The sequence below is a fragment of the Methylobacterium sp. J-092 genome (genome assembly GCF_022829325.1).
Lineage (GTDB): Bacteria > Pseudomonadota > Alphaproteobacteria > Rhizobiales > Beijerinckiaceae > Methylobacterium.
This window is the reverse complement of sequence record NZ_JAKSXU010000095.1, coordinates 16974-39040: the sequence shown is the minus strand read 5'-3', so window position 1 is coordinate 39040 and position 22067 is coordinate 16974. Positions and strand designations below refer to the sequence as shown.

Here is a 22067-nt window from a genome sequence, read left to right as displayed (position 1 = left end):
GGGGATTACGCGCGAGACCCGATTCGGCTCACGACACCGGCGCCGGTGCCGGGTCGTCCGAAAGCTGCATCCGGTGCAGGCGGGCATAGGCTCCGCCCTGGGCGATCAGGGCCTCGTGCCGCCCGGACTCGACGACGCGGCCGGCCTCCATCACCACGATCAGGTCGGCCTCGCGCACGGTCGAGAGCCGGTGGGCGATGACCAGGGTGGTGCGGCCCTTCATCAGCCGGGTCAGCGCGTCCTGCACCAGGCGCTCGGATTCCGAGTCGAGGGCCGAGGTCGCCTCGTCGAGGAGCAGGATCGGCGCGTCCTTGAGGAAGGCGCGGGCGAGCGAGATGCGCTGGCGCTCGCCGCCCGAGAGCCGCCCGCCGGCGGGCCCGACGCGGAAGTCGTAGCCCTCGGGCAGCCGCGCGACGAACCCGTGGGCGGCGGCGGCCTCCGCGGCGGCGACGATTTCGGGCATCGTGGCGCCGGGCCGGCCGAAGCCGATATTGGCGGCGATGGTGTCGTCGAACAGCACCACCTCCTGCGACACCACCGCGACGGCCGCGCGCAGCGACGCCAGCGTCACCCCGCGCACGTCCTGCCCGTCGATGGCCACCGTTCCGGCGGTGGCGTCGTAGAGGCGGGGCACGAGGTTCAGCAGAGAGGACTTGCCCGAGCCCGAGCGGCCGACCAGCGCCGTGGTCGAGCCCGCCGGCACGACGAGGTCGATGCCCTCCAGCGCCGGCGCGTCCGGCCGGTAGCGGAAGTGCAGGTTCCGGTAGGCGATCTCGCCCGGTCCCCGCCTCAGCGCGACGGCGGCGGGCGCCTCCCGGATCGTCGGCGCCTCGTCCATCAGCGCGAAGTAGCGGGTCAGCGCGGCGGCCGCCTCCTGCAGGATCGCGTTGAGGGTGCCGAGCGCGCGGGCCGGCTGGGCGGCGAGCAGGAGCGCGGCGACGTAGCCGGTGAAGTCGCCCACCGTGCGCTCGCCCGCCATCACCCGCTGGCCGACCAGCATCAGCACCGCCGCCACGGCGAACCCGCCGCCGACCTCGAGCAGCGGGTCGAGGCGCCCGCGGGCGTTGGCGGCCTTCATCTTCAGGCGCCGGACCGAGTCGAGCGCGTCGGCCGCGCGGCCCTTGAGGTAGCCCTCCATCGCGTAGGTTTTTGCGATGCGCACCCCCTGGAGGCTCTCGGAAATCAGGCTGGCGGTGGCACCCATCTGCTCCTGGGTGGTGGTGGAGACGCGCCTGAGCTTCTTGCCGATCCGCCCGATCGGCCCGGCGACGAAGGGCACGGTGACCGCGGCCACCAGCGTCAGCACCGGATCCATCCAGATCAGCGCCGCGACGAGGCCGACGAGCATGGCGACGTCGCGCAGCAGCACGGTCGAGATCCGGGTCAGCGCCTCCTTGATGAAGGCGAAGTCGGTGGTGAAGCGCTGTGTGAAGGCGGCTGGGCTCTCGCGCCCGAGCTGCGCCAGGTCGGCGTCGATCAGGTGCCCGTAGAGCGCGGCCTGCATGTCGGCCTCGACCCGGGTCACGACACGGTTGGTCAGCACCGTCTGGCCGAACAGCGCGAAACCGCGCACCGAGGTGACGACGATGACGATCAGCGGGCCGTAGGCCAGCGCGCCGGCATCCTTGCGGTCGAAGGCGTCGAAAGCGCCCTTGATCAGCGCCGGGTACAGGCCGGTCGAGGCGCCGACCAGAGCGATGAGCACCAGCACCACGGCCAGCGTGCCCCGGTGCGGCGACAGCCACTCGCGCCAGAGCCGGCGGAGCAGGGGGATCGTGTCGCCCTTCAGGCGCGCCATCGCGGGTTCCGAGATCGTCCGGGCGAAGGGCGCCGGCCCACCGTCGCCCGAGGCGGCGGTGGCGCGGGTGTGCCGCCCCGGCCGCCGCGGATCAAGCGCCGCCTGCGTCAGCACCCGTCGCGGGGGCCTTGCTCGCCCTCGCCGCCGTCCTCGCCACGGCCGCCGTGGCGGTGCCGATGCCCGCCCATCGGCCCGGCCAGGATCATCGCCCGGCGCTTCTGGTCGGGGTCGAGGGTGGCGTAGAGCGGCCCCGAGGCGTCGGCGAGCTTGCCCAAAGCCGCGCCGCGGGCGGTGGCGGCATCCGCCATGGCGCGCAACGCCGCCGGCGCGTCCTCGTCCATGCGCTTGCGATCGCGCATCGCGGCCATGCGCTCGCGGCGCTGGCGGGCGAGGTCGCGCATCGCCGTCTCGACCGGCGGCCACAGCTTCTCCTGGTCGGCGTTGAGGCGCAGGCCTGCATGGAGCGCCGCGATGCGGGCGTCGGCGAAGGCCGCGCGGTCCTCGGGGGAGAGCCGGCTCCAATGGCCGCCCCAGCGGCGGGGCGGGCCGTCCTCGCCGTCGCGCGCCGCGACCGCGCCGGCCAGGGCAAGGCCGGCGAGGCCGGCGACGAGGGCACCCTTGATCACACGTCCGACCATCTCGGTCTCCATTCCTTCCGCGGCGAGCCCGGATCGGGTGCCGCCGGATCCGCAGCGCGGCCGAGCCGACCGGCCGTCCCGCTGCCGCACCGATCACACCGCATCCGTGTTTCGGCGGTATGTCGCCGCGCGCGGCTTGGCGATGTAACACTATTACACTATCAGCACGCCGGACGGCTGCGAGGAGTGCTCGACGATGGCGACCCGGACCACGACGCGACTCGGCCTCCTCCGAGCGACGGCCCTGGCGCTGTGCCTGCACGCCGCATCGGTTCCGGCCTTCGCGGCAGACCGCGTGCGGGCGGTGGCGACCTTCTCGATCCTCGGCGACCTCGTGCGGCAGGTCGGCGGCGACGCCGTCGCGGTGACCACCCTCGTCGGGCCCGATGCGGATGCCCACGGCTACAGCCCGGCGCCCGGTGATTCGCGGACGCTGGCCGCCGCCGACATCGTGTTCGTCAACGGCCTGGGCTTCGAGGGCTGGCTCGACCGGCTGATCCGCGCCTCCGGCTCGAAGGCGCCCGTCGTCGTCGCCTCGGCCGGGGTCGCGACGATTCCCGGCCGGCACGACCATCACCACGGCGGCGCGGGCGGCCACGACCCGGCGTCGAGCCCCGACCCGCATGCCTGGCAGAGCATCCCGAACGCCAAGGTCTACGTCGCCAACATCCGCGATGGCCTGGCGAGGGTCGATCCGGGCCATGCCGCCGACTACGCCCGCAACGCCGAGGCGTATCTGGCCCGGCTCGACGCGGTCGACGCCGAGATCCGCGCGACGCTCGCCAGGATTCCCCCCGAGCACCGCAAGGTCATCACCACGCACGACGCCTTCGGCTACTTCAGCGCCGCCTACGGCCTGACCTTCCTGGCGCCGCAGGGGGTCTCGACCGACAGCGAGGCGAGCCCGCAGGACGTCGCCCGGATCATCCGGCAGGTCCGCCAGGACAAGGTGCCGGCGGTGTTCATCGAGACCATCGCCGACCCGCGCCTGATGCAGCAGGTGTCGCGCGAGAGCGGCGCGCGGATCGGCGACAAGGTCTATTCCGACGCGCTGTCCGGGGCGGCCGGCCCGGCATCGACCTATCTCGACATGATGCGGAGCAACCTGCGCGCGTTCGGCGCGGCGCTGGGGCCGTCGTGACGCTCAGAGCAGGCCGAGCTGACCGCCGCCGTCACCGGAGTTGCGGCGCTTCGGGCCGCGCCCGACCAGCACGCCGGCGCCCGACACCATCGCCTTGAAGGCGGCGACGTCGGCATAGGCCTGGACCTGGGTCCGGAACCGGACGGGCGAGCACACCACCGGTCCGTTGCGGTCGTCGACCAGCGTCCACAGCCAAAGGCCGCTCGGATCCTCGGTGATATCGAACCGCATAGACGCTGCCCCCCGGCAGGTGCTGGATGCTTCTTCGATACATCGGAAAAAAGCTCGGCGGGTAAACGGCTTAGGGCGTTCAAGACTTTGCCGGCAACGAACCGTCGAATCGGCCCGATCGTCCCCGCTTTCATCGGTTTCCACAGGGACGGCGGCCGGCGCCAAGCCGCGTCGTCCCGCGACCCGTCTCGTCGTGCAGTCTAGTCGTGCGCTCGCCGCGTCAGCCAAAACGCCCAGAGGCCGAGCATCAATCCGCAAATCGGAAAGGCGAACATCAACAGAACGTGCGGATCGCTCATCGGAGGGTCCTGAGAATTCTGCGTCCGAGCCAATGTAGGGCCGCACTCGTCATCGCGCAAAGGAGAAGGTTGGCGCCCAGGAGCGCAGCTCCGAAGTCGATGCCGGCGAGCCGCCCGGAGAAGACAGGTGCAAGGCCGCCCACGGCCAGGATCGCGATGGCGACGCCGTTCACGTAGGTCGCGGTGAGCTTGGCGCTCTCGTTGGCGACGAGCTTGGCACGATCGCCCGCGTCTTGCGGAGCCTTGGATTCAGAGACCATCAGGCAGCATGGCGGGCGACCCGGCACGGGGAAACGGTCGGCCGGCGCCGCGGCACCCGTCACCTCCAGCAATGACAGATCGTAAACCGATGGTTAAGACGCCCGCTCTAGCTTGATCGTGAGAGTGACCGGCGCCGATCTCCGCGCACCGGCCTTCAGGGGAACCGCGTGCGTTGGGGGGCTGATCGCTGGCGCTTGTATCGGCTGGTCGGACGCGAGGTCGCCCGGACCGCACGCGCCGCCTCGGCCCGCTTCACCGCGCCGCCGGACATCCTCGCCCGCGTCCGCGTCACCGGCCTCGTGATCGCGCCGCACGACCTGCGCACCTCCGACGCCACCTTCGCCGACGACATCTATGCCGGGCTCTTCGTCTTCGCCGGGCGCTCGCTCGCGGTGAGCGGCGGCTCGCCGTTCGACTACACGCCGCCCTCGCCGGAATGGGCCGACGTGCTCTACGGCTTCGGCTGGCTCAGGCACCTGCGCGCCGCCGATACGGCGCTTGCCCGCGCCAACGCCCGCGCCTTCGTGGCCGATTTCGTGGCCGGGCGCGGCGACCCGACGCTGGCGCGCCAGACGCCGGTGGCCGCCCGCCGGCTGATCTCGTTCCTGAGCCAGTCGCCGCTGGTGCTGGAAGGGGCCGACCACGCCTTCTACCAGACCTTCCTCAGGGCGCTGGCCCGCGGGGCGCAGCAGCTCGAGCGCGACCTGCGGCGCGGGGTGCCGCCGCAATGGCGGCTGAACGCGGCCGTCGCGCTCTGCTTCGCCGGGCTGTGCTGCGAGGGCATCCAGCCGATCCTGCGGCGCGCCACCCGCGTGCTGTCGCGCGAGCTCGACCGCCAGATCATGCCGGATGGCGGCCACCGCTCGCGCGATCCGCGCTTCGCGATGGAGCTGCTCCTCGACCTGCTGCCCCTGCGCCAGAGCTATCTCAGCCGTAGCGTCGAGCCGCCCGAGGCCCTGCTGCGCGCCATCGACCGGATGCTGCCGCTGCTGCGCCTGCTGCGCCACGCCGACGCCTCGCTGAGCCATTTCAACGGCATGGGCGCGACGGCCGCCGATCACCTCGCGACGCTGCTGATCTACGACGGCGCCCTGGCGCAGCCGATGATGCACGCGCCGAATTCCGGCTACGAGCGGCTGGAAGGCGGCCGCATCGTCGTCATCGCCGACGTCGGCGCCCCGCCGCCGCTGCCGTACTCGCTCAATGCCGGGGCCGGCTGCCTGTCGTTCGAGATGTCGAGCGGGCCGCAGCGGATCGTGATCAATTGCGGCCTGCCCGCGAGCGGCCCGGAGCTGCGCCGGCTCGCCCGCACCACGGCCGCCCACTCCACCGCCTGCGTCGCCGACGCATCGTCCTGCCGCTTCCTCGGGTCCGGCGGGTGGTGGGACGAACGCGTCGCGGCGCGGTGGCTCGAACGCCGCGTCGGCCCCGTGGTCCTGCGCGGGCCGGCGGCGGTGAAGGCCGAGCGCAGCGACGAGGGCGCCTCCACCGTGCTCGCCGCCCGGCACGACGGCTACGCCCGCGACCACGGCATCGTCCACGAGCGACGCTGGCAGCTCGCCGGCGCCGAGGGGCGGCTCGACGGGCAGGACGCGTTCCTGCGCGCGTCCGCGAGGAAGGGCCGGCCGCGGACGCAGGACGTGGCGATCCGCTTCCACCTGCACCCGGCGATCGCGGTGCGCCTTCAGGAGGACGGGCTCGAGCTGTCCTCGCCGCTCGGCGAGGTCTGGACCTTCCACGCCACCGGCGCCGAGATCCGACTGGAGGAGAGCGTCTACTTCGCCGGCCTCACCGGCGCGCGCCGCACCGACCAGATCGTGCTGCACGTGGCCGTCCACGACGACGTGCGCGTCGACTGGACGTTCCAGCGCCTCGCCTCGGCACCCGGACGCACGCCGAGCGCGGCGGCCTGACCGGCCTTCTGGCCCGGCGGCGGCCATTCGTGCTACCGCGCCCGGAACACCCTCGAAACGACAAGACCCACGATGTCGCATGATCAGGTGCGGGTTGCCCGCGCGCTCCTTTCCGTCTCCGACAAGGCGGGGCTCGTCGACTTCGCCCGCGCCCTGAGCGCGCGCGGCATCGCCCTGGTCTCCACCGGCGGAACCCACAAGGCGCTGACCGAGGCCGGGCTGCCGGTCACCGAGGTCGCCGAGCTCACCGGCTTCCCCGAGATGATGGACGGCCGGGTGAAGACGCTTCATCCGGCGGTGCATGGCGGGTTGCTCGCCATCCGCGACAACCCCGAGCACCAGGCCGCGCTCGCCGCCCACGGCATCGGCGCGATCGACCTGCTGGTGGTCAACCTCTACCCGTTCGAGGCGACGATCGCGGCCGGACGCGACTACGACGACTGCGTCGAGAACATCGACATCGGCGGGCCGGCGATGATCCGCGCGGCGGCCAAGAACCATGGCGACGTCGCGGTGGTGACGGACGTCTCCGACTACGGCGCGGTTCTGGAGGCGCTGGCGCAGGGCGGCGGCACGCTCACCCGGCCCTTCTGCCGGCAGCTCGCCCAGAAGGCCTATGCCCGCACCGCGGCCTACGATGCGGCGATCGCCAACTGGATGTCCGCCCACGTGGAAGCCGCCGGCACGGCACCGTTCCGCAGCTTCGGCGGCCAGCTCGCGCAGGGCCTGCGCTACGGCGAGAACCCGCACCAGGCGGCCGCCTTCTACCGCGCGCCGGGGATCGCGCGGGCCGGGATCGCCACCGCACGGCAGGTGCAGGGCAAGGACCTGTCCTACAACAACCTCAACGACACCGACGCGGCCTACGAGTGCGTCGCCGAGTTCGATCCGGCCCGCGCGGCGGCGGTGGCGATCATCAAGCACGCCAATCCCTGCGGCGTCGCCGAGGGCGCGAGCCTGACCGAGGCCTATGCCCGTGCGCTCGCCTGCGACCCGACCTCGGCCTTCGGCGGCATCGTCGCCCTCAACCGGCTCCTCGACGCGGATGCCGCCCGCGAGATCGTCAAGATCTTCACCGAGGTCATCATCGCTCCCGAGGCGTCGGAGGAGGCGATCGCGATCGTCGCCGCCAAGAAGAACCTGCGCCTGCTGCTCGCTGGCGGCCTGCCGGATCCGCGAGCCGCGGGCGAGACCGTGCGCACGCTCGCCGGAGGCCTGCTGGTGCAGGGCCGCGACGCCATGGTCGTCGACGACATGGCGCTGAATGTGGTCACGCGGCGCGCGCCGACGGAAGCCGAGCTCGCCGACCTGCGCTTCGCCTACCGGGTCGCCAAGCACGTGAAGTCGAACGCCATCGTCTACGCCAAGGGCGGCGCCACCGTCGGCATCGGCGCCGGGCAGATGTCGCGGGTCGACTCCTCGCGCATCGCCGCCTGGAAGGCCGCCGAGGGTGCCCAGCGCCTCGGCCTCCCGGACAGCCTCGCGGTCGGCGCGGTGGTGGCCTCCGACGCGTTCTTCCCCTTCGCCGACGGCCTGATGGCGGCGGCCGAGGCCGGCGCCACCGCCGTGATCCAGCCCGGCGGCTCGATGCGGGACGACGACGTGATCCGCGCCGCCGACGCGGCCGGGCTGGCGATGGTGTTCACGGGGGTGCGCCACTTCCGGCACTGAGCGGCGTCGCAGCCCCCTCGAATGAGGGAAGGCCCCGCCGACCGGCAGGGCCTTCTCGTTGTCGTGCCGATCCGTGCGCGGCGACGATCTCGTCGCTCAGCGGCGCGGGGCCGGGGCGTCCGCGTCGGCGTAGATGTCGCGGTCCTTGGTCTCGGGCACCAGGAACAGGCCGATGATCACCGTCGCGACGGCGATGACGATCGGGTACCAGAGGCCGTAATAGATATCGCCGGTCTGGGCGACCATCGCAAAGGCGGTGGCCGGGAGCAGGCCGCCGAACCAGCCGTTGCCGATGTGGTAGGGCAGGGACATCGAGGTGTAGCGGATCTGGGTCGGGAACAGCTCGACCAGCATCGCCGCGATCGGCCCGTAGACCATCGTCACGAACAGGACGAGGACGAACAGCAGCCCGATCACGCTCGCCACCTGCGGCCGGAAGATGTCGAACGGATTCGACATCTTCACGATGCCGGCGTCGTTCGCCTTCGGGTAGCCCGCCGCCTGCAGGGCCGCGGTGGCGGCCTTGTTGAAGTCCGCGGCCGGGCTGCCGGCGGGGAACGGCACGGCGGTGTCGTTGACCTTGACCACGGTCGGCTGGCCGGCGGGGCCGGCTTCGGTGGCGTACTTCACCGACGACTTCGAGAGGAAGTCGCGGGCGAGGTCGCACGGCGCCGAGAACACGCGGGTGCCCACCGGGTTGAACAGGTTCCCGCACTCCTTCGGGTCGGCCACCACCGTGACCTTCACCTGGTCGATCGCCCGCTCAAGCGCCGGGTTCGCCACCGAGGTGAGCCCGTGGAACAGCGGAAAGAAGCTCGCGGCGGCGATCGCGCAGCCGGCCAGGATGATCGGCTTGCGGCCGATCTTGTCCGAGAGCCATCCGAAGAACACGAAGAAGCCGGTCCCGAGCAGGAGCGACCAGGCGATCAGCAGGTTCGCGGTGTAGCCGTCCACCTTCAGGATCGATTGCAGGAAGAACAGCGCGTAGAACTGGCCCGTGTACCAGACCACGCCCTGGCCCGCGACGAGGCCGAACAGGGCGATGAGCGCGATTCTGGCGTTCTTCCACTGGCCGAAGGCCTCCGTCAGCGGCGCCTTGGAGGTGGTGCCTTCCTCCTTCATCTTCTTGAAGGCCGGCGACTCGGAGAGCTGCAGGCGGATCCAGACCGAGATGCCGAGCAGCAGCACCGAGACCAGGAACGGGATGCGCCAGCCCCAAGCCTTGAACGCCTCCTCGCCGGTGAACGAGCGGGTCGCCAGGATCACCAGCAGCGACAGGAACAGGCCGAGCGTCGCGGTGGTCTGGATCCAGCTCGTGTAGAAGCCGCGCCGTCCGTTCGGGGCGTGTTCGGCGACGTAGGTCGCGGCACCGCCGTACTCGCCGCCGAGCGCGAGGCCCTGCGCGAGGCGCAGCACGATCAGGATGATCGGCGCCGCGATGCCGATGGTCTCGGCGTTGGGCAGGATGCCGACGATGAAGGTCGACAGGCCCATGATCAGGATGGTGACGAGGAAGGTGTACTTGCGGCCGACGAGGTCGCCGACGCGGCCGAACACCAGGGCGCCGAACGGGCGGACGATGAAGCCGGCGGCGAAGGCGAGCAACGCGAAGATGTCGCGCGTGGCCGGCGGGTAGGCCGAGAAGAACTGCGCCCCGATGATCGCGGCGAGCGAGCCGTAGAGGTAGAAGTCGTACCACTCGAACACGGTGCCGAGGGACGACGCGAAGATCACGCGCTTCTCGGCCGAGGTCATCGGCCGTGCCGCGTCTCCCGGCCGTGGGACTGTGGTTGCAGCAACCATCTTGAAATTCCTCCCGATCCGTCGTGTCCCGGTGCTCCTTTCGCGGAACCGGGCTTGGGACGACGCGCTCGCGTCGTCCGGCCGTTCGGCAAGAACCGAACACGCGATTGTTACCCGAGGCCTCGATTCTGCCAACAGGTCGGACGGGCGGAACGGAAGGAATGCAGACGTTGTAACAGGTTTGCTTCGGCTCGTGCGCGAAGCAGGCCTGTCGCGGAGCCGTGCCGCGACGAAGAAGGGGCGCGGCGGATGCCGCGCCCCCTCGAAAGGCGTCGCCGGTGTGGCGGGCGTCAGTGCGCGTGGGCGCCCTCCGCACCGATGCCGGTCTCCGAGCGCACGAACTGCGCTTCGAAGGCGGCGCGCTCGCGCTCGGCCCGCCGCGACTTGTCGAGCGTCGAGACGATCCAGATCGTCGCGAACGCCAGCGGCATCGAGAACAGCGCCGGGTTGTCGTAGGGGAAGATCGCCGCCGCATGGCCGAGCGTCGCGACCCACACGGCCTTCGAGAGCACCACCATCGTCACCGCCGAGATCAGCCCGACGAGGCCGCCGAGCAACGCGCCCCAGGTCGTGGTGCCGCGCCACAGGATCGACATGGCCAGGACCGGGAAGTTGCAGCTCGCCGCCACCGAGAAGGCGAGGCCGACCATGAACGCCACGTTCTGGTTCTCGAACACGTAGCCGAGGTAGATCGCCACGATGCCGATCACCACCGCCGCGATCTTCGAGAGGTTAACCTCGTGCTTCTCGGTGGTGCGCCCGCGGGCGATCACCTGGGCGTAGAGGTCGTGGCTGACGGCGGACGCACCGGCCAGCGTCAACCCGGCGACGACCGCGAGGATGGTCGCGAACGCCACCGCCGAGATGAAGCCGAGGAAGTACGGCCCGCCGACCGCGTTGGCGAGGTTGACGGCGACCATGTTGGTCCCGCCGAGCATGTCCTTCAGCTTGTCGAACGCGCCGGCCGGCCCGAGCTTGAAGTAGGACGGATCCGACATCAGCAGGGCGATGCCGCCGAAGCCGATGATGAAGGTGAGGATGTAGAAGTAGCCGATCAGGCCGGTGGCGTAGAACACCGACTTGCGGGCGGCCTGGGCGTCCGAGACGGTGAAGAAGCGCATCAGGATGTGCGGCAGGCCGGCGGTGCCGAACATCAGGCCGACGCCGAGCGAGATCGCCTCGACCGGGTTCGACACGAGGCCGCCGGGCGCCATGATCGCGTCGCCCTTCGGATGCGTGGCGACGGCCGAGGCGAACAGCGCCTCCGGGTTGAAGCCGTACTTGAGCAGCACGGCCCCGGCCATGAAGGTGGCGCCGCCGAGCAGCAGGCAGGCCTTGATCACCTGCACCCAGGTGGTGGCCTTCATGCCGCCGAAGGCGACGTAGACGATCATCAGCACGCCGACGATCACCACCGCGTAGAGGTAGGGCAGGCCGAACAGGAGCTGGATCAGCTTCCCCGCGCCGACCATCTGGGCGATCAGGTAGAACGCTACCACGACCAGCGTTCCGGTCGCGGAGATGATGCGGATCGAGGTCTGGTCGAGGCGGAAGCTCGCCACGTCGGCGAAGGTGAACTTGCCGAGGTTGCGCAGGCGCTCGGCGATCAGGAACAGCACGATCGGCCAGCCGACGAGGAAGCCGGTGGAGTAGATCAGCCCGTCGAAGCCCGAGGTGTAGACGAGGCCGGAGATCCCGAGGAACGAGGCCGCCGACATGTAATCGCCGGCGATCGCCAGCGAGTTCGTGCCGGCTGAGATGCCGCCGCCCGCGGCGTAGAAGTCGGCCGCGGACTTGGTGCCCTTGGCCGCCTTGTAGGTGATGCCCAGCGTGAACAGCACGAAGAACAGGAACATGCCGATGGCCGGCCAGTTCGTCGCCTGCTGCTGCACGGCGCCCATGTCGGGGCCGGCCGCGAGCGCGGGGCCGGCCAGCAGGGCGGCTCCCAGGAATGACAGGGTGCGGATCATCGTCCGAGGCTCCGCTTGAGTTCGGCGGCCAGGGCGTCGTAGCGGGTGTTGGCGCGCATGACGTAGAGGCCGGTGAGGAGGAAGGCGAAGAGGATCACGACGACCCCCATGAGAAGGCCGACCGACGCGGTGCCGCTGCCGAGCTTCACCGCGAGCAGGCTCTTGTCGAAGGCGATCAGGCCGATGAAGCCGAAATAGACGAGCAGCATCAGGCCGGTGAGGATCCAGCCGAAGCTCGTGCGCTCCTGGACGAGCTGGCGGAAGATCGGGCTCTTCGCGACTTCGTCGTAGGCGGGTCCGGACGCGGTGCTGCCGGGCCGCGGCACCGCTGGGGCGGGGCGGCCGTCGAGGCCGCTTGTGGTGATGGACATGTGTGCTCCCTCCGATGAAGGGGTACCCGCGATCGGGCCCGCCTTCCGGTCGACATGACTGCATTTTTTGCATGTTGGAGGCGGACGCCCTGGGGCATCCGCCTCGGTGAGCGGGTCGAGGCCCGCCCGTCGTCGCAGACCGGCCCTAGACGGCGCGGTTCTGTCGATTCTCGATCAGGTCGTCGACCACCGCGGGCTCGGCGAGCGTCGAGGTGTCGCCGAGTGAGGAGAAGTCGTCCTCGGCGATCTTGCGCAGGATGCGGCGCATGATCTTGCCCGAGCGGGTCTTGGGCAGGCCGGGAGCGAACTGGATCAGGTCCGGCGAGGCGATCGGCCCGATGTCCTTGCGGACCCAGGTCACGAGCTCCTTGCGCAGCGCGTCGTCGCCCTCCTCGCCCTCGTTGAGGGTGACGTAGGCGTAGATGCCCTGGCCCTTGAGGTTGTGCGGGTAGCCGACGACCGCCGCCTCGGCGACCTTCGCATGGGCGACCAGCGAGGACTCGACCTCGGCGGTGCCCATGCGGTGACCCGAGACGTTGATCACGTCGTCGACCCGGCCGGTGATCCAATAATAGCCGTCCGCGTCGCGGCGGGCGCCGTCGCCGGTGAAGTACTTGCCCGGATAGGTCGAGAAGTAGGTCTGCTCGAAGCGCTCGTGGTCGCCGTAGACGGTGCGCATCTGGCCGGGCCAAGACTCGGTGATGCAGAGGTTGCCCTCGCACGGCCCGTCCAGGACCTTGCCCTCGGCATCGACCATCGCCGGCTGCACGCCGAAGAACGGGCGCGTGGCCGAGCCGGGCTTCAGCCGGGTCGCGCCGGGCAGCGGGGTGATCAGGATGCCGCCGGTCTCGGTCTGCCACCAGGTGTCGACGATGGCGCAGCGCGAGTCGCCGACGACCTTGTAGTACCAGTCCCAGGCCTCCGGGTTGATCGGCTCGCCGACCGACCCGAGCACGCGCAGGCTGGCCCGCGAGGTCTTCTTCACCGGCCCTTCGCCGCCGCCCATCAGCGAGCGGATCGCGGTCGGGGCGGTGTAGAAGATGTTGACCTTGTGCTTGTCGACCACGTCCCAGAACCGAGAATTCGACGGGTAGGTCGGGATGCCCTCGAACATCAGCGTCGTCGCGCCGTTGGCGAGCGGCCCGTAGACGATGTAGCTGTGGCCGGTGACCCAGCCGACGTCGGCGGTGCACCAGTACACCTCGCCCTCGCGGTAATCGAAGACGTACTGGTGCGTCATCGACGCGTAGACGAGGTAGCCGCCGGTGGTGTGGACCACGCCCTTGGGCTGGCCGGTCGAGCCCGAGGTGTAGAGGATGAAGAGCGGGTGCTCGGCCTCCACGGCCTCGGCCGGGCACTCGTCGGTCACCTGCTCGGCGGCCTCGTGGTAGTACACGTCGCGGCCCGGCTCCATCGCCACGTCGCTGCCGGTGCGGCGCACCACGACGACGTGGTCGACGACGTCCTTGCCGAGGCGCGCGATCGCCGCGTCGACGTTCGCCTTCAGCGGCACCTTGCGCCCGCCGCGCAGGCCCTCGTCCGCGGTGATCACGATCTTCGAGGCGCAGCCCTCGATGCGCGAGGCCAGCGAATCGGGCGAGAAGCCGCCGAAGACGATGGAGTGCACGGCGCCGAGGCGCGCGCAGGCCAGCATGGCGTAGGCGGCCTCGGGGATCATCGGCATGTAGATCGTGACGCGATCACCCTTCTCGACGCCGCGGTTGCGCAGCACGTTCGCCATCCGGCAGACCTGCGCATGCAGCTCGCGGTAGGTGATGTGCTTCGACTCGTTCGGGTCGTCGCCTTCCCAGATGATCGCGGTCTGGTCGCCGCGGGTCTCGAGGTGGCGGTCGACGCAATTGTAGGCGACGTTGGTCTTGCCGTCCTCGAACCACTTGATCGAGACCTGGCCCGGCTCGAAGCTGGCGTTCTTGACCTTGGAGAACGGCGTCATCCAGTCGATGCGCTTGCCGTGCTCGCCCCAGAACGCGTTCGGGTCGGCAACCGAGGCGGCGTACATCTCGCGATACTTGGCGTCATCCACATGGGCGCCCTCGCGCCATGTGTCCCGAACCTCGACGACCTTCCCGTCCATCTCGCGTCTCCCTGATTGGTGCCCGATCGTATCGCAGTTGTCCGCGCAGCCGGGGCTTCCAAAGATTATCGTCGTCGTCGTCGTAACACCAATCGCCGCCCCCCGCCCGACCCGCATCCGGCCGAAGGCGACACAATTCCTGCTAGGGGCGCCCGGAGAGCGCTGTCAAGCCGGTTTTCCTGCCCCAAGGTCGGGGCCCGTTCGAGCCCGACCCTAAGTCCCGCCGTCGTCCCTCGGTGGGATGGTCTGCACGGCCCCGCTTGAAGAGTCTAACGGTGACGACGAATTTCGAACCGGTCCTCTGACAAAGGCCGGGGATTGTCTCGGCGTGCCACTCACCCCGTCCGGAATTCCGTTCCTGGGAGAAGAATCTCCACCAGGGTGCCGTCGTTGCCCCGGGTCGAGATGCGCAGCGAACCGTGATTGGCCTCAACCAGGGCCTTGGTCAGCGGCAATCCGAGCCCGGCGACGTGCGACTCGCTGCCGCTGCGGGAGTCGTGCCCGTCCTCGGGCTCGGCGGAGCGTGCGCCCGGGCCGGTGCCGCGCACCTTCAGCGCGATGCCGCCGCGCTCGCCCGGCGTCGTCGAGACGATCACCTGGCCGCCGGCCGCCGTCGCGCGGATCGCCTCGCCGATCACCGTCAGCGCCGCCTGCCGCAGGGAAGGCTCGTCCGCCTCCAGGGGTGCGAGATCCGGCGAGAAGCTGGTGCGCAGGACGATGCGGCCGCGCGCCGCCTCGGGCTGCAGCAGCTCGACGCAGCCGGAGACCAGCTCGTTCAGGGGCAGCGGCCGGACGGACAGCGCGAGGCCGCCGGATTCGATGGTGGCGATGTCGATCAGGTCGGAGACGAGGCCGCGCACGTGGTCGCCCGCCGCTCGGATCGCGCGCAGCGTCGTGCGGTAGCGTTCGTCGACCGGCCCGTGCGGCTCCGCGAGGATACCGTCGGCGAGGCCGACGATCCCCTCGACCGGCGTGCGGATCTCGCGATCGAGGCGATCGAGGAAGGCCGCGCGATCGAAGTCCGGCCGCGCCCGCGCGGCATCGTCGGGCGCAGGCCGCAGCAGGGCGACGCGGGCCCCGTCCCGGCCGGACACGCGCAGCGTCAGCGGACGGCCACCGGCGGCGGCGATGCGCGTCTCGGTGCCGAGCCCGGCGATGCCGGCACGCACCGCGTCGCGCTGCGCGGCCTCGAACAGGGTGTCGAAGCCGGTGCCGACCACCTCGCGGGGATCGCATCCGAACAGGCCGGCGGCGGCCCGGTTCATCGCGACGATGCGGGAGGCCGGGTCGAGGGTGACGACGCCGTCGTCGAGGGCGTCGAGGGTCGCACGCGCGTCCGCGGCGTGGCCGTCGCGAAACGACTGGGCGAGGCGTTCGGCCGCCCGCTCGCGGGCCGGATCGGCCTCGTCGACCACGCGCAGGATCATGCAGGTCGCCGGCTCTCCTCTCCAGGTCGTCGGCCCGCGCTCGATGGCGACCGGACGGCTGCCGCCCTGCGCGGTCTCGACGATGCGCGGGCCGGCGGAGGCGCCGGCACCGGCGACGCGGTCGGCCGGGGCAAGCCCGGGGAACAGGCGATGGAGGCCCGCGGCCTGAAGGCTCGCGAGGTCGGCGTATCCGGTGAGGTCGAGGAGGCAGCGGTTGGCCGCCAGCACCGCGTCGCCGCGGTGGATCAGCATCGAAAGGGGGAGGTCGTCCAGGGGCGGAGCGACGTCGTCCGGCTGCACCGGCGTCTCGGGCTCCGCGACCCTGGGCGTCGGGAACGGCATCACCGCTCCGCCCGCGCCGCGCGCGTCCGCGGCGTCGGCCGGGTCCCGGATCTCGTCGTCGCCGGCGTAGCGGGCGCCGAGCGCGCGGGCGATCTCGCGGAAGGCCGCGTGCTCGGTCACCGACAGAGCGGCGTCGGCGCCCTCCTGCACCGCGACCGGGCTTTCGCTGGGCGGGCTCTGCTCGACGGGCGCCGGCTCGGAGTCCGGCAGGACCGCGATCGGCGCAGGGGCGGCGTCGATATCTGGCACCGGCGCCGGGCCGCGGGCACCGGACCAGGGATCGCGCGCGAATGGATCGCCGGCCCAAGGGCTGCCGAAGCGGGCGGCGGTGATCGTCGCCGGCGGCCACGCGGCCTTGCGGATGTCGGGCAGCGTGCGATCGGCTCCCGCGGAGCCCGGGCGGGCCGCCTCCGCGTCGGGCGGGGAGACGGCGTCGGGCAGTTGGGGATCGGGAACGGGGACGACCGGATCCGGACCGGCTTGCGCCGCATCGGTCGGGGGTTCCAAGGCTGCCGACGGTGCAATCACCGCGCGCACCACGCCGTACCCGCCCAATCCCGAGAACGTGTCGCCGCTGCGGCCGAGGCAGGCGCCGGACAGGTCGAGGGCGAGCGCACCGATCGGGCCAGCGTCCAGCACGGCCGGCAGCGCCCGAAACGTGCGCCGGGATCCGACCGCGGCGAGGAACGCGTCTGCATCGCGCAAGCGGCCGGCCCCGGCGAGGTCGGCCCAGCTGTGCCCGACGAGGCGCGGCGCGAGCGGCCCGAACGATGCGCCGGAGATCGTCGCGAGGCGGTCCGCGGCATCGCTCCGCCAGACGAAGCGATCGCCGGCCATGGGCACGACCGCGTCGCCCGGATCGAGCGCGATCGGCGCCGCGGCCGCGACCGGAGCGGCCGGCATGACGTGATCGTCCGGCCGATCCGTGGTCGCGGGCGGAACCGGGCGCGGGCGGAAGGCGGGGAGGGGGCCGACCGCGATCAGGAGCAGGGCGGGGGCGCCGTCGATCGTGCCGCCGGCGATCAGGCAGGCGGTCGGCGGTGCGATCCGCCGCGGATCGAGGCGCAGGCGCACCAGCCGCGGCCGCGCGGTGCCGCCGACGGCACGGATCTGGCCGGCGAGGGCCGGGTTCAGCGTCCCGGCTTCGTCCGAGACCGCGTCGCGGAACGGGCCGGCTGCGGCGGAGGCGTGCAGGATCGCCGTCGCGGCCCCGTCGAGGACGAGGTAGGCCCGCGCCGAATCAGCCAGCGTCGCGGCGAGGACGGGATCGCCCGCCCAGGCCTCCAGAGCGGCCGTGAGGCCTGCACGCGTGCTGTCGCCAACGTTCAACGAAGTGTCCCCATCGGCCGCGTCCCGGCCCGTTCGGTTACGGAAATATGATTGTACCGTGCTTATTGTAGGCGGAGCGCCGAAGGGTGCTGGACCTTTCTCGCGCCCGTCACACGTTTACCTCGCATCAACGTTAATGCTGCCTCGCCGGGTGGCGTACGATGATACCTGTGTTATTGTGCAGCGCACAATGATGCATCAACCGGCAACGTGAGAGGAGACGAGCGATGAGCACCCCCCCGACCTACGAAGTCCCGACCGAGATGCGCGATTTCGCCGAAAAGAGCGTCGACCAGGCCCGCAAGGCCTTCGACAGCTTCATCGGCGCCGCACGCCGCACCGCGGAGACCGTGACCGGGTCCACCGAGGCGACCCGGACCAGCGTGAAGGACGTGTCCGCCCGCGGCTTCGAGTATGCCGAGCAGAACGTCAACGCCGCCTTCGACCTCGCCCAGAAGCTCGTCCGCTCGAAGGACGTGCAGGAGGCGATGCAGCATCAGGCGGAGTTCGTGCGCAGCCAGTTCGCCGCGATCCAGGCGCAGGCCAAGGATTTCGGCGGTCTCGCCCAGAGCGCGATGCAGCAGGGTGCCGAGCGCGCGAAGTCCGTGATGCAGGAAGGTGCCGACAACGCCCGCAAGGCGATGGAGCAGGGCACGGATGCCGCCAAGCAGGCGGCGCACGATGCACAGGACGCCGCCAACAAGGCGACGCACTGAGCCCTTCAAACCATGCCCGCCCCTCCGGGGGGCGGGCCGCCGGCAATCGCTCACCGGCCCGCCTCCGATCGTCGGGGGCGGGCCGTCTCGTTTTCGCCGGGTTTCCGCGAGCATGCCTGCATCGGCCCGAACAGGGTTCCGACGTTCCGCCGATAGGGATGCCATGCGACAGATCACACGCCTCGGCCTCGCCGCCCTGCTCACGACCTTGGCCGTGCAGGCCGCCGACGCACAATATTACGACGTGCCGCCCCGCGGGTACGACGAGCGCCCGGCCTACGACGAGCACCCGGCCTACCCGCGGCGGCGCGAGCGGCCGGTCCCGGCCCGCCCGGTCGGCCTGAACTGCGATGCGGTCCAGCAGGGCCTGACCGGCCCGCAGCCCTATTCCTGCCCGCTTCCGGGCCCGCGGCCACTGGGCGCGCGCTGCTTCTGCGACATGCCGATCGCCTCGTTCAGCCAGCCGCAGACGGCGGTCGGCCGCGTCGTGCCCTGACGCGCGACCGCCTTCGCACCGCGAGGCGGAGGCCTCGAATGCGCGCCCGACGCCTTCCGCGTCTCCGTATCGGCGGCTGCGCCGGATCGCCGGCGCAGGGCTCGGCCCCGTTGAGCCGAGCGAAGCGGCGCCGAGGTGTTCAGACGAGACGGGCCGCGCCACCCTCTCGGATGACGCGGCCCTCATGATTTCGCAGACAGGTGCGCTGTCGGATCAGTTCAGGACCACGACCTTGGCGCCGACCTTCACGCGCTCGTAGAGGTCGGTGACGTCGTCGTTGGTCATCCGGATGCAACCCGAGGACACGGCCTGGCCGATCGTGTCCGGCTCGTTCGAGCCGTGGATGCGGTATTCGGTGTTGCCGATGTACATGGCGCGGGCGCCGAGCGGGTTCTCGATGCCACCGGCCATGTAGCGCGGCAGGTCGGGGCGGCGGGCGATCATCGCGGCCGGGGGCGTCCACGACGGCCACTCCTTCTTGGCGGTCACGGTCTTGGTGCCCGACCAGGTGAAGCCGGGACGGCCGACGCCGACGCCGTAGCGGATCGCCTCGCCGTTGGGCATCACGAAGTACAGGCGACGCTCGGCGGTCGAGACGACGACCGTGCCCGGAGCATAGTTGCCGTTGAACGCCACGATCTCGCGCTGGATCGGCTGGACCTGCGCCTGCGGCGCGGCCTGCACGCCCTGGCCGTAGCCCGGCTCGTAGACGGGACGCTGGCCGTAATAGTCACGGCTCTGCGTACCCTGGTAACCGTAGGACTGATCTTCCTCGTATCCGGCATCGGTGCCGAAGGGATCGTAGGTCGAGGCGGCCATGGCCGGCACGCTGGCAACAATCGAGAGTCCGAGAAGGGCGGCGAGAGCGGTGGCTGAGGTCTTCATGATGTGGCCTACCTGTGCAGTAACCTTTGCTATTACAAGCGTGAGCATAGGCAGAGGGTTCCACGCGCCGGCGAAGATTTCAGGAGCGTGGGAATACGTAAGCCGCGAAGACGTCGTCGCGCCGATCGAGGGCGCGCGATCACGCCACCTCGTCGGTGTGCACGTCGAAGCGGGCGAGGGGCGCGTAGCCGAAGTTGGTGGTGATCGCGACGTCGGTGGCGTCGCGCCCGCGCGCCATCACGATCCGCCCGATGCGCGGCGTGTTGTGGCGGGCATCGAAGGTGTACCAGCACCCGCCCTGCGGACCTTCGAGGTAGACCTCGAACCAGGCGGAGAAGTCCATCGGCGCCGGATCCTTCGGAACGCCGATGTCGCCGAGATAGCCGGTGCAGTAACGCGCCGGGATGTTCATGCAGCGGCAGAAGGTGACGGCCAGGTGCGCGAAGTCGCGGCACACGCCCTCGCGCTGCATGAAGCCGTCATGAGCGCTGCGGGTGGCGTCGGCGCGCATGTAGTCGAAGCGGATGCGCTCGTGGGTGTAGTCGACGATCGCCTGGACGCGCGCCCAACCTTCCGGCGTGCTGCCGAACAACGACCACGCGGTCTGCGAAAGCTTGTCGGTGTCGCAGTAGCGCGAGCCCAGCAGGTAGACGAGGACCTCGTCGGGCAGGTCCTGCACCGGGATCTGCCGCGCATCCGGCACGAACGCGTCGGGCTGCCCGGAATCCTGCACCGTGAAATCGGCCGAGATCGTCAGCAGCCCGGGCGGCGCGACGATGCGATGGCAGATGTTGCCGAAGCCGTCCTCATACTGGTGGCAGGGGATCGGCGGATCGAAGGCGATCGCCTGCGGCGACAGCAGGTCCGGCAGCCGCGACGGGTGGACGCTGAGCATCAGGATCATCGGCATCGGCTGCGCCGAATCGAAGGCGATATCGAAACCGGTCCTGATCTTCATCGCGCCACCTGCCAACCTTCCTCAACGAAGCATACGTTCATGATGCCCGCACCGGCGTGTCGGTACCCCTATTGCGCGGGGGCGAGCTCCAGCGCCGGCTTCTCGGTCACGGCGACGTCGACGCGCATGCCGAGGTCGTCGCTCGCCAGACCGAAATACGACCCGTGCAACGGCACCGCCTGCCGCGGGTCGCGGGCGATGGCGACGCGGATCAGGTCGCGATTGCCGACGATGCCGTTGGTCGGGTCGAACTCGATCCAGCCGGCCCCCGGAAGATAGACGCCGACCCAGGCATGGGTCGAGCCGCCGCCGACGTGGCGGTCGCGGTCGTTGCGCGGATTGTAGAGGTAGCCGGAGACGAAGCGCGCCGCCATGCCGAGGGAGCGGACGCCCTCCATCATGAGCACCGCGAAGTCGCGGCACGATCCGCGCTTCAGGCGGAGCGTCGTCACCGGGTCCTGCACGCCCTTCTCGCTGCGGGCGAGGTAGGTGAAGTTGCGGCGGATGCCGCGGGTCATGTCGGCGAGCAGGTCCTGTGTCGGGATGCGGCCGTCGGCCGGGATGAAGCTGCGCGCCCAGGCGTCGACCACGTGGTGCGTGTCGGGCCATTGCCGCTCGATCGAGCGCGACAGGTCGGGCATGTCCTCGACGCCGTAGCCGAACGGGTAGTGGGTCGCGTGCGGCGCCAGCGGGAAGACCGGGGCGTGCTCGGGCGTATGGTCGAGGGTGATGCCGCAGGTGAAGCGCAGGGTGTCGCTGCGCGTGTCGAAGCTCGCGATCGCGACGCAGTTGCCGAACACGTCGAACATCCAGCGCACGCTGGCCGGCAGCGGGTCGATGTCGAGGGTCGCCTCGATCAGGCGCTGATCGTAGCTGTCCCGCGGGCGGAACATGATCCGGTGCTCGCCGAAGGAGACCGGGCGGCGGTAGCGGTACACGGTGAGGTGCCGGACGGACAGGATCGGCAAGGACGTAACACTCCGCGGATGCGCCGGTGCGACGTCCGTGCTGCAAATTTCACGCCCACATGCCCGTTTCGGTCCGGGACGGCGATCGAAGCGGCCGATGCCGCGTTCCATGCGGAGCCGGACGATGCCGTCGACGCGAAGGGTAGCGCGCAGGGCCGGCGTCAGAGGATCGGCGGTGCCGGCTCGCCGACGGCCCGTTCCGCCTCCACCAGCACGTCGAAGGCGCGCCAGGGCTTCTGAATGAACACCGCCTCAGGCGGGATCTCGGGGCGGCCGACGCAGTGGCCCGACGTGATGACGAGCCGCGCCCGCGGCCACAGCGTCGCGACCGCATGGGCAAGCTGGAGGCCGTCCATCTCGCCGGCCAGACGCACGTCGGCGAAGACCAGGGCGACGTCGCCGCCCCGTGCCTGCAGCACCGCGAGCGCCGCTTCGGCGCTGTCGCAGCCGACGACCGAAAGCTCGGTCTCCTCGAGCAGCGCCTCGGCGAGGCCGCGTACCTGGCGATTGTCCTCGACGACGAGGGCGATCCGCTCGGCCCGCGGGGCAGGGGGCGCCGCAGGCTTCGCCACGTCGCCGTCGGATTCGGATTGCCGGACCTTGCGCACGAGCGCAGCCAGATGCTCCGGCACGCCCTCGGCGACGAGGCTGTCGTAGAACGACGCCAGCGTCTCCCCGATCCGGTCGAGGGGTATGTCGGGGCTCAGCGTGTCGATGGGCCGGTGTCGGAGCGGTTTGGTCAAGAACTTCCCCCG

General features: G+C 70.9%; 18 protein-coding genes. 5 read left to right on the top strand and 13 right to left on the bottom strand.

Annotated features, from left to right (window positions below):
• Positions 1 to 28: 28 nt before the first annotated feature.
• Positions 29 to 1798, bottom strand: a complete 1770-nt coding sequence (locus MKK60_RS10645; RefSeq protein WP_243985693.1) for an ABC transporter ATP-binding protein — start codon at positions 1796 to 1798, stop codon at positions 29 to 31.
• Between the two features lie 107 nt (positions 1799 to 1905).
• Complete coding sequence (locus tag MKK60_RS10640; RefSeq protein ID WP_243985611.1) at positions 1906 to 2436, bottom strand: Spy/CpxP family protein refolding chaperone; 531 nt, start codon at positions 2434 to 2436, stop codon at positions 1906 to 1908.
• Positions 2437 to 2632: 196 nt separating this feature from the next.
• Here MKK60_RS10640 and MKK60_RS10635 point away from each other — a divergent pair, with 196 nt between their 5' ends.
• Entirely contained in the window at positions 2633 to 3577 is a 945-nt protein-coding gene (locus MKK60_RS10635; RefSeq protein WP_243985602.1) for a metal ABC transporter substrate-binding protein, read from the top strand.
• A 3-nt stretch (positions 3578 to 3580) separates the two neighbouring features.
• Here the strand turns inward: MKK60_RS10635 and MKK60_RS10630 are convergent, their stop codons facing one another.
• Together MKK60_RS10630 and MKK60_RS10625 are read right to left on the bottom strand one after the other, a co-directional pair.
• On the bottom strand, positions 3581 to 3808 hold the full coding sequence (locus tag MKK60_RS10630; protein WP_147726402.1) for a hypothetical protein: 228 nt from the start codon (positions 3806 to 3808) through the stop codon (positions 3581 to 3583).
• 295 nt (positions 3809 to 4103) lie between these two features.
• Positions 4104 to 4367 carry an amino acid transporter protein gene (locus tag MKK60_RS10625; RefSeq protein ID WP_147726410.1) on the bottom strand — a complete coding sequence of 88 codons (264 nt, stop codon included), beginning with the start codon at positions 4365 to 4367 and terminating at the stop codon, positions 4104 to 4106.
• Positions 4368 to 4535: 168 nt separating this feature from the next.
• Here MKK60_RS10625 and MKK60_RS10620 point away from each other — a divergent pair, with 168 nt between their 5' ends.
• The gene (locus tag MKK60_RS10620; protein ID WP_243985600.1) at positions 4536 to 6281 is read left to right on the top strand and encodes a heparinase II/III family protein; all 1746 of its coding nucleotides are present in this window, start codon (positions 4536 to 4538) and stop codon (positions 6279 to 6281) included.
• A gap of 72 nt (positions 6282 to 6353) precedes the next feature.
• On the top strand, positions 6354 to 7952 hold the full coding sequence (gene purH, locus MKK60_RS10615) for a bifunctional phosphoribosylaminoimidazolecarboxamide formyltransferase/IMP cyclohydrolase (RefSeq protein ID WP_243937394.1): 1599 nt from the start codon (positions 6354 to 6356) through the stop codon (positions 7950 to 7952).
• Positions 7953 to 8048: 96 nt separating this feature from the next.
• Here the strand turns inward: purH and MKK60_RS10610 are convergent, their stop codons facing one another.
• The 5 genes from MKK60_RS10610 to MKK60_RS10590 all read right to left on the bottom strand — a co-directional run bounded on the left by MKK60_RS10610 (position 8049) and on the right by MKK60_RS10590 (position 17289).
• A complete protein-coding gene (locus MKK60_RS10610) occupies positions 8049 to 9755 on the bottom strand; it encodes an MFS transporter (RefSeq protein WP_243985594.1) in 1707 nt (568 codons plus the stop codon).
• A 290-nt stretch (positions 9756 to 10045) separates the two neighbouring features.
• Entirely contained in the window at positions 10046 to 11725 is a 1680-nt protein-coding gene (locus MKK60_RS10605) for a cation acetate symporter (protein WP_147726406.1), read from the bottom strand.
• Positions 11722 to 12096, bottom strand: a complete 375-nt coding sequence (locus MKK60_RS10600) for a DUF485 domain-containing protein (protein WP_147726407.1) — start codon at positions 12094 to 12096, stop codon at positions 11722 to 11724. The genes MKK60_RS10605 and MKK60_RS10600 overlap by 4 nt, the downstream gene beginning before the upstream one ends.
• Before the next feature lie 145 nt (positions 12097 to 12241).
• Positions 12242 to 14191, bottom strand: a complete 1950-nt coding sequence (gene acs, locus MKK60_RS10595; protein WP_147726408.1) for an acetate--CoA ligase — start codon at positions 14189 to 14191, stop codon at positions 12242 to 12244.
• A gap of 335 nt (positions 14192 to 14526) precedes the next feature.
• A complete protein-coding gene (locus MKK60_RS10590; RefSeq protein ID WP_243985592.1) occupies positions 14527 to 17289 on the bottom strand; it encodes a PAS domain-containing sensor histidine kinase in 2763 nt (920 codons plus the stop codon).
• A gap of 227 nt (positions 17290 to 17516) precedes the next feature.
• Between MKK60_RS10590 and MKK60_RS10585 the strand changes: the two genes are divergently transcribed.
• Both MKK60_RS10585 and MKK60_RS10580 read left to right on the top strand, forming a co-directional pair.
• A complete protein-coding gene (locus tag MKK60_RS10585; RefSeq protein ID WP_147726829.1) occupies positions 17517 to 18005 on the top strand; it encodes a phasin in 489 nt (162 codons plus the stop codon).
• A 163-nt stretch (positions 18006 to 18168) separates the two neighbouring features.
• Positions 18169 to 18501, top strand: a complete 333-nt coding sequence (locus MKK60_RS10580; protein WP_243985589.1) for a hypothetical protein — start codon at positions 18169 to 18171, stop codon at positions 18499 to 18501.
• A gap of 213 nt (positions 18502 to 18714) precedes the next feature.
• Here MKK60_RS10580 and MKK60_RS10575 read toward each other — a convergent pair whose 3' ends face one another.
• The 4 genes from MKK60_RS10575 to MKK60_RS10560 form a co-directional block, all read right to left on the bottom strand.
• Positions 18715 to 19386, bottom strand: coding sequence for a L,D-transpeptidase (locus MKK60_RS10575; protein ID WP_147843537.1), 672 nt, complete (start codon positions 19384 to 19386; stop codon positions 18715 to 18717).
• Positions 19387 to 19525: 139 nt separating this feature from the next.
• Entirely contained in the window at positions 19526 to 20344 is an 819-nt protein-coding gene (locus tag MKK60_RS10570) for a transglutaminase-like domain-containing protein (RefSeq protein ID WP_147726835.1), read from the bottom strand.
• A gap of 68 nt (positions 20345 to 20412) precedes the next feature.
• Positions 20413 to 21312 (bottom strand): transglutaminase N-terminal domain-containing protein, encoded by a 900-nt coding sequence (locus MKK60_RS10565; RefSeq protein ID WP_147726837.1) that lies wholly within the window; start codon positions 21310 to 21312, stop codon positions 20413 to 20415.
• Positions 21313 to 21473: 161 nt separating this feature from the next.
• On the bottom strand, positions 21474 to 22007 hold the full coding sequence (locus MKK60_RS10560) for a response regulator (protein WP_243985692.1): 534 nt from the start codon (positions 22005 to 22007) through the stop codon (positions 21474 to 21476).
• Between the last annotated feature and the right edge of the window lie 60 nt (positions 22008 to 22067).

Coding starts and splice junctions, on each gene's coding strand:
- MKK60_RS10570 (WP_147726835.1), bottom strand. CDS start 20,344: ATGAAGATCAGGACCGGTTTCGATATCGCCTTCGATTCGGCGCAGCCG.
- MKK60_RS10625 (WP_147726410.1), bottom strand. CDS start 4,367: ATGGTCTCTGAATCCAAGGCTCCGCAAGACGCGGGCGATCGTGCCAAG.
- acs (WP_147726408.1), bottom strand. CDS start 14,191: ATGGACGGGAAGGTCGTCGAGGTTCGGGACACATGGCGCGAGGGCGCC.
- MKK60_RS10600 (WP_147726407.1), bottom strand. CDS start 12,096: ATGTCCATCACCACAAGCGGCCTCGACGGCCGCCCCGCCCCAGCGGTG.
- MKK60_RS10635 (WP_243985602.1), top strand. CDS start 2,633: ATGGCGACCCGGACCACGACGCGACTCGGCCTCCTCCGAGCGACGGCC.
- MKK60_RS10640 (WP_243985611.1), bottom strand. CDS start 2,436: ATGGTCGGACGTGTGATCAAGGGTGCCCTCGTCGCCGGCCTCGCCGGC.
- MKK60_RS10630 (WP_147726402.1), bottom strand. CDS start 3,808: ATGCGGTTCGATATCACCGAGGATCCGAGCGGCCTTTGGCTGTGGACG.
- MKK60_RS10610 (WP_243985594.1), bottom strand. CDS start 9,755: ATGGTTGCTGCAACCACAGTCCCACGGCCGGGAGACGCGGCACGGCCG.
- MKK60_RS10575 (WP_147843537.1), bottom strand. CDS start 19,386: ATGAAGACCTCAGCCACCGCTCTCGCCGCCCTTCTCGGACTCTCGATT.
- MKK60_RS10580 (WP_243985589.1), top strand. CDS start 18,169: ATGCGACAGATCACACGCCTCGGCCTCGCCGCCCTGCTCACGACCTTG.
- MKK60_RS10645 (WP_243985693.1), bottom strand. CDS start 1,798: ATGGCGCGCCTGAAGGGCGACACGATCCCCCTGCTCCGCCGGCTCTGG.
- MKK60_RS10585 (WP_147726829.1), top strand. CDS start 17,517: ATGAGCACCCCCCCGACCTACGAAGTCCCGACCGAGATGCGCGATTTC.
- purH (WP_243937394.1), top strand. CDS start 6,354: ATGTCGCATGATCAGGTGCGGGTTGCCCGCGCGCTCCTTTCCGTCTCC.
- MKK60_RS10605 (WP_147726406.1), bottom strand. CDS start 11,725: ATGATCCGCACCCTGTCATTCCTGGGAGCCGCCCTGCTGGCCGGCCCC.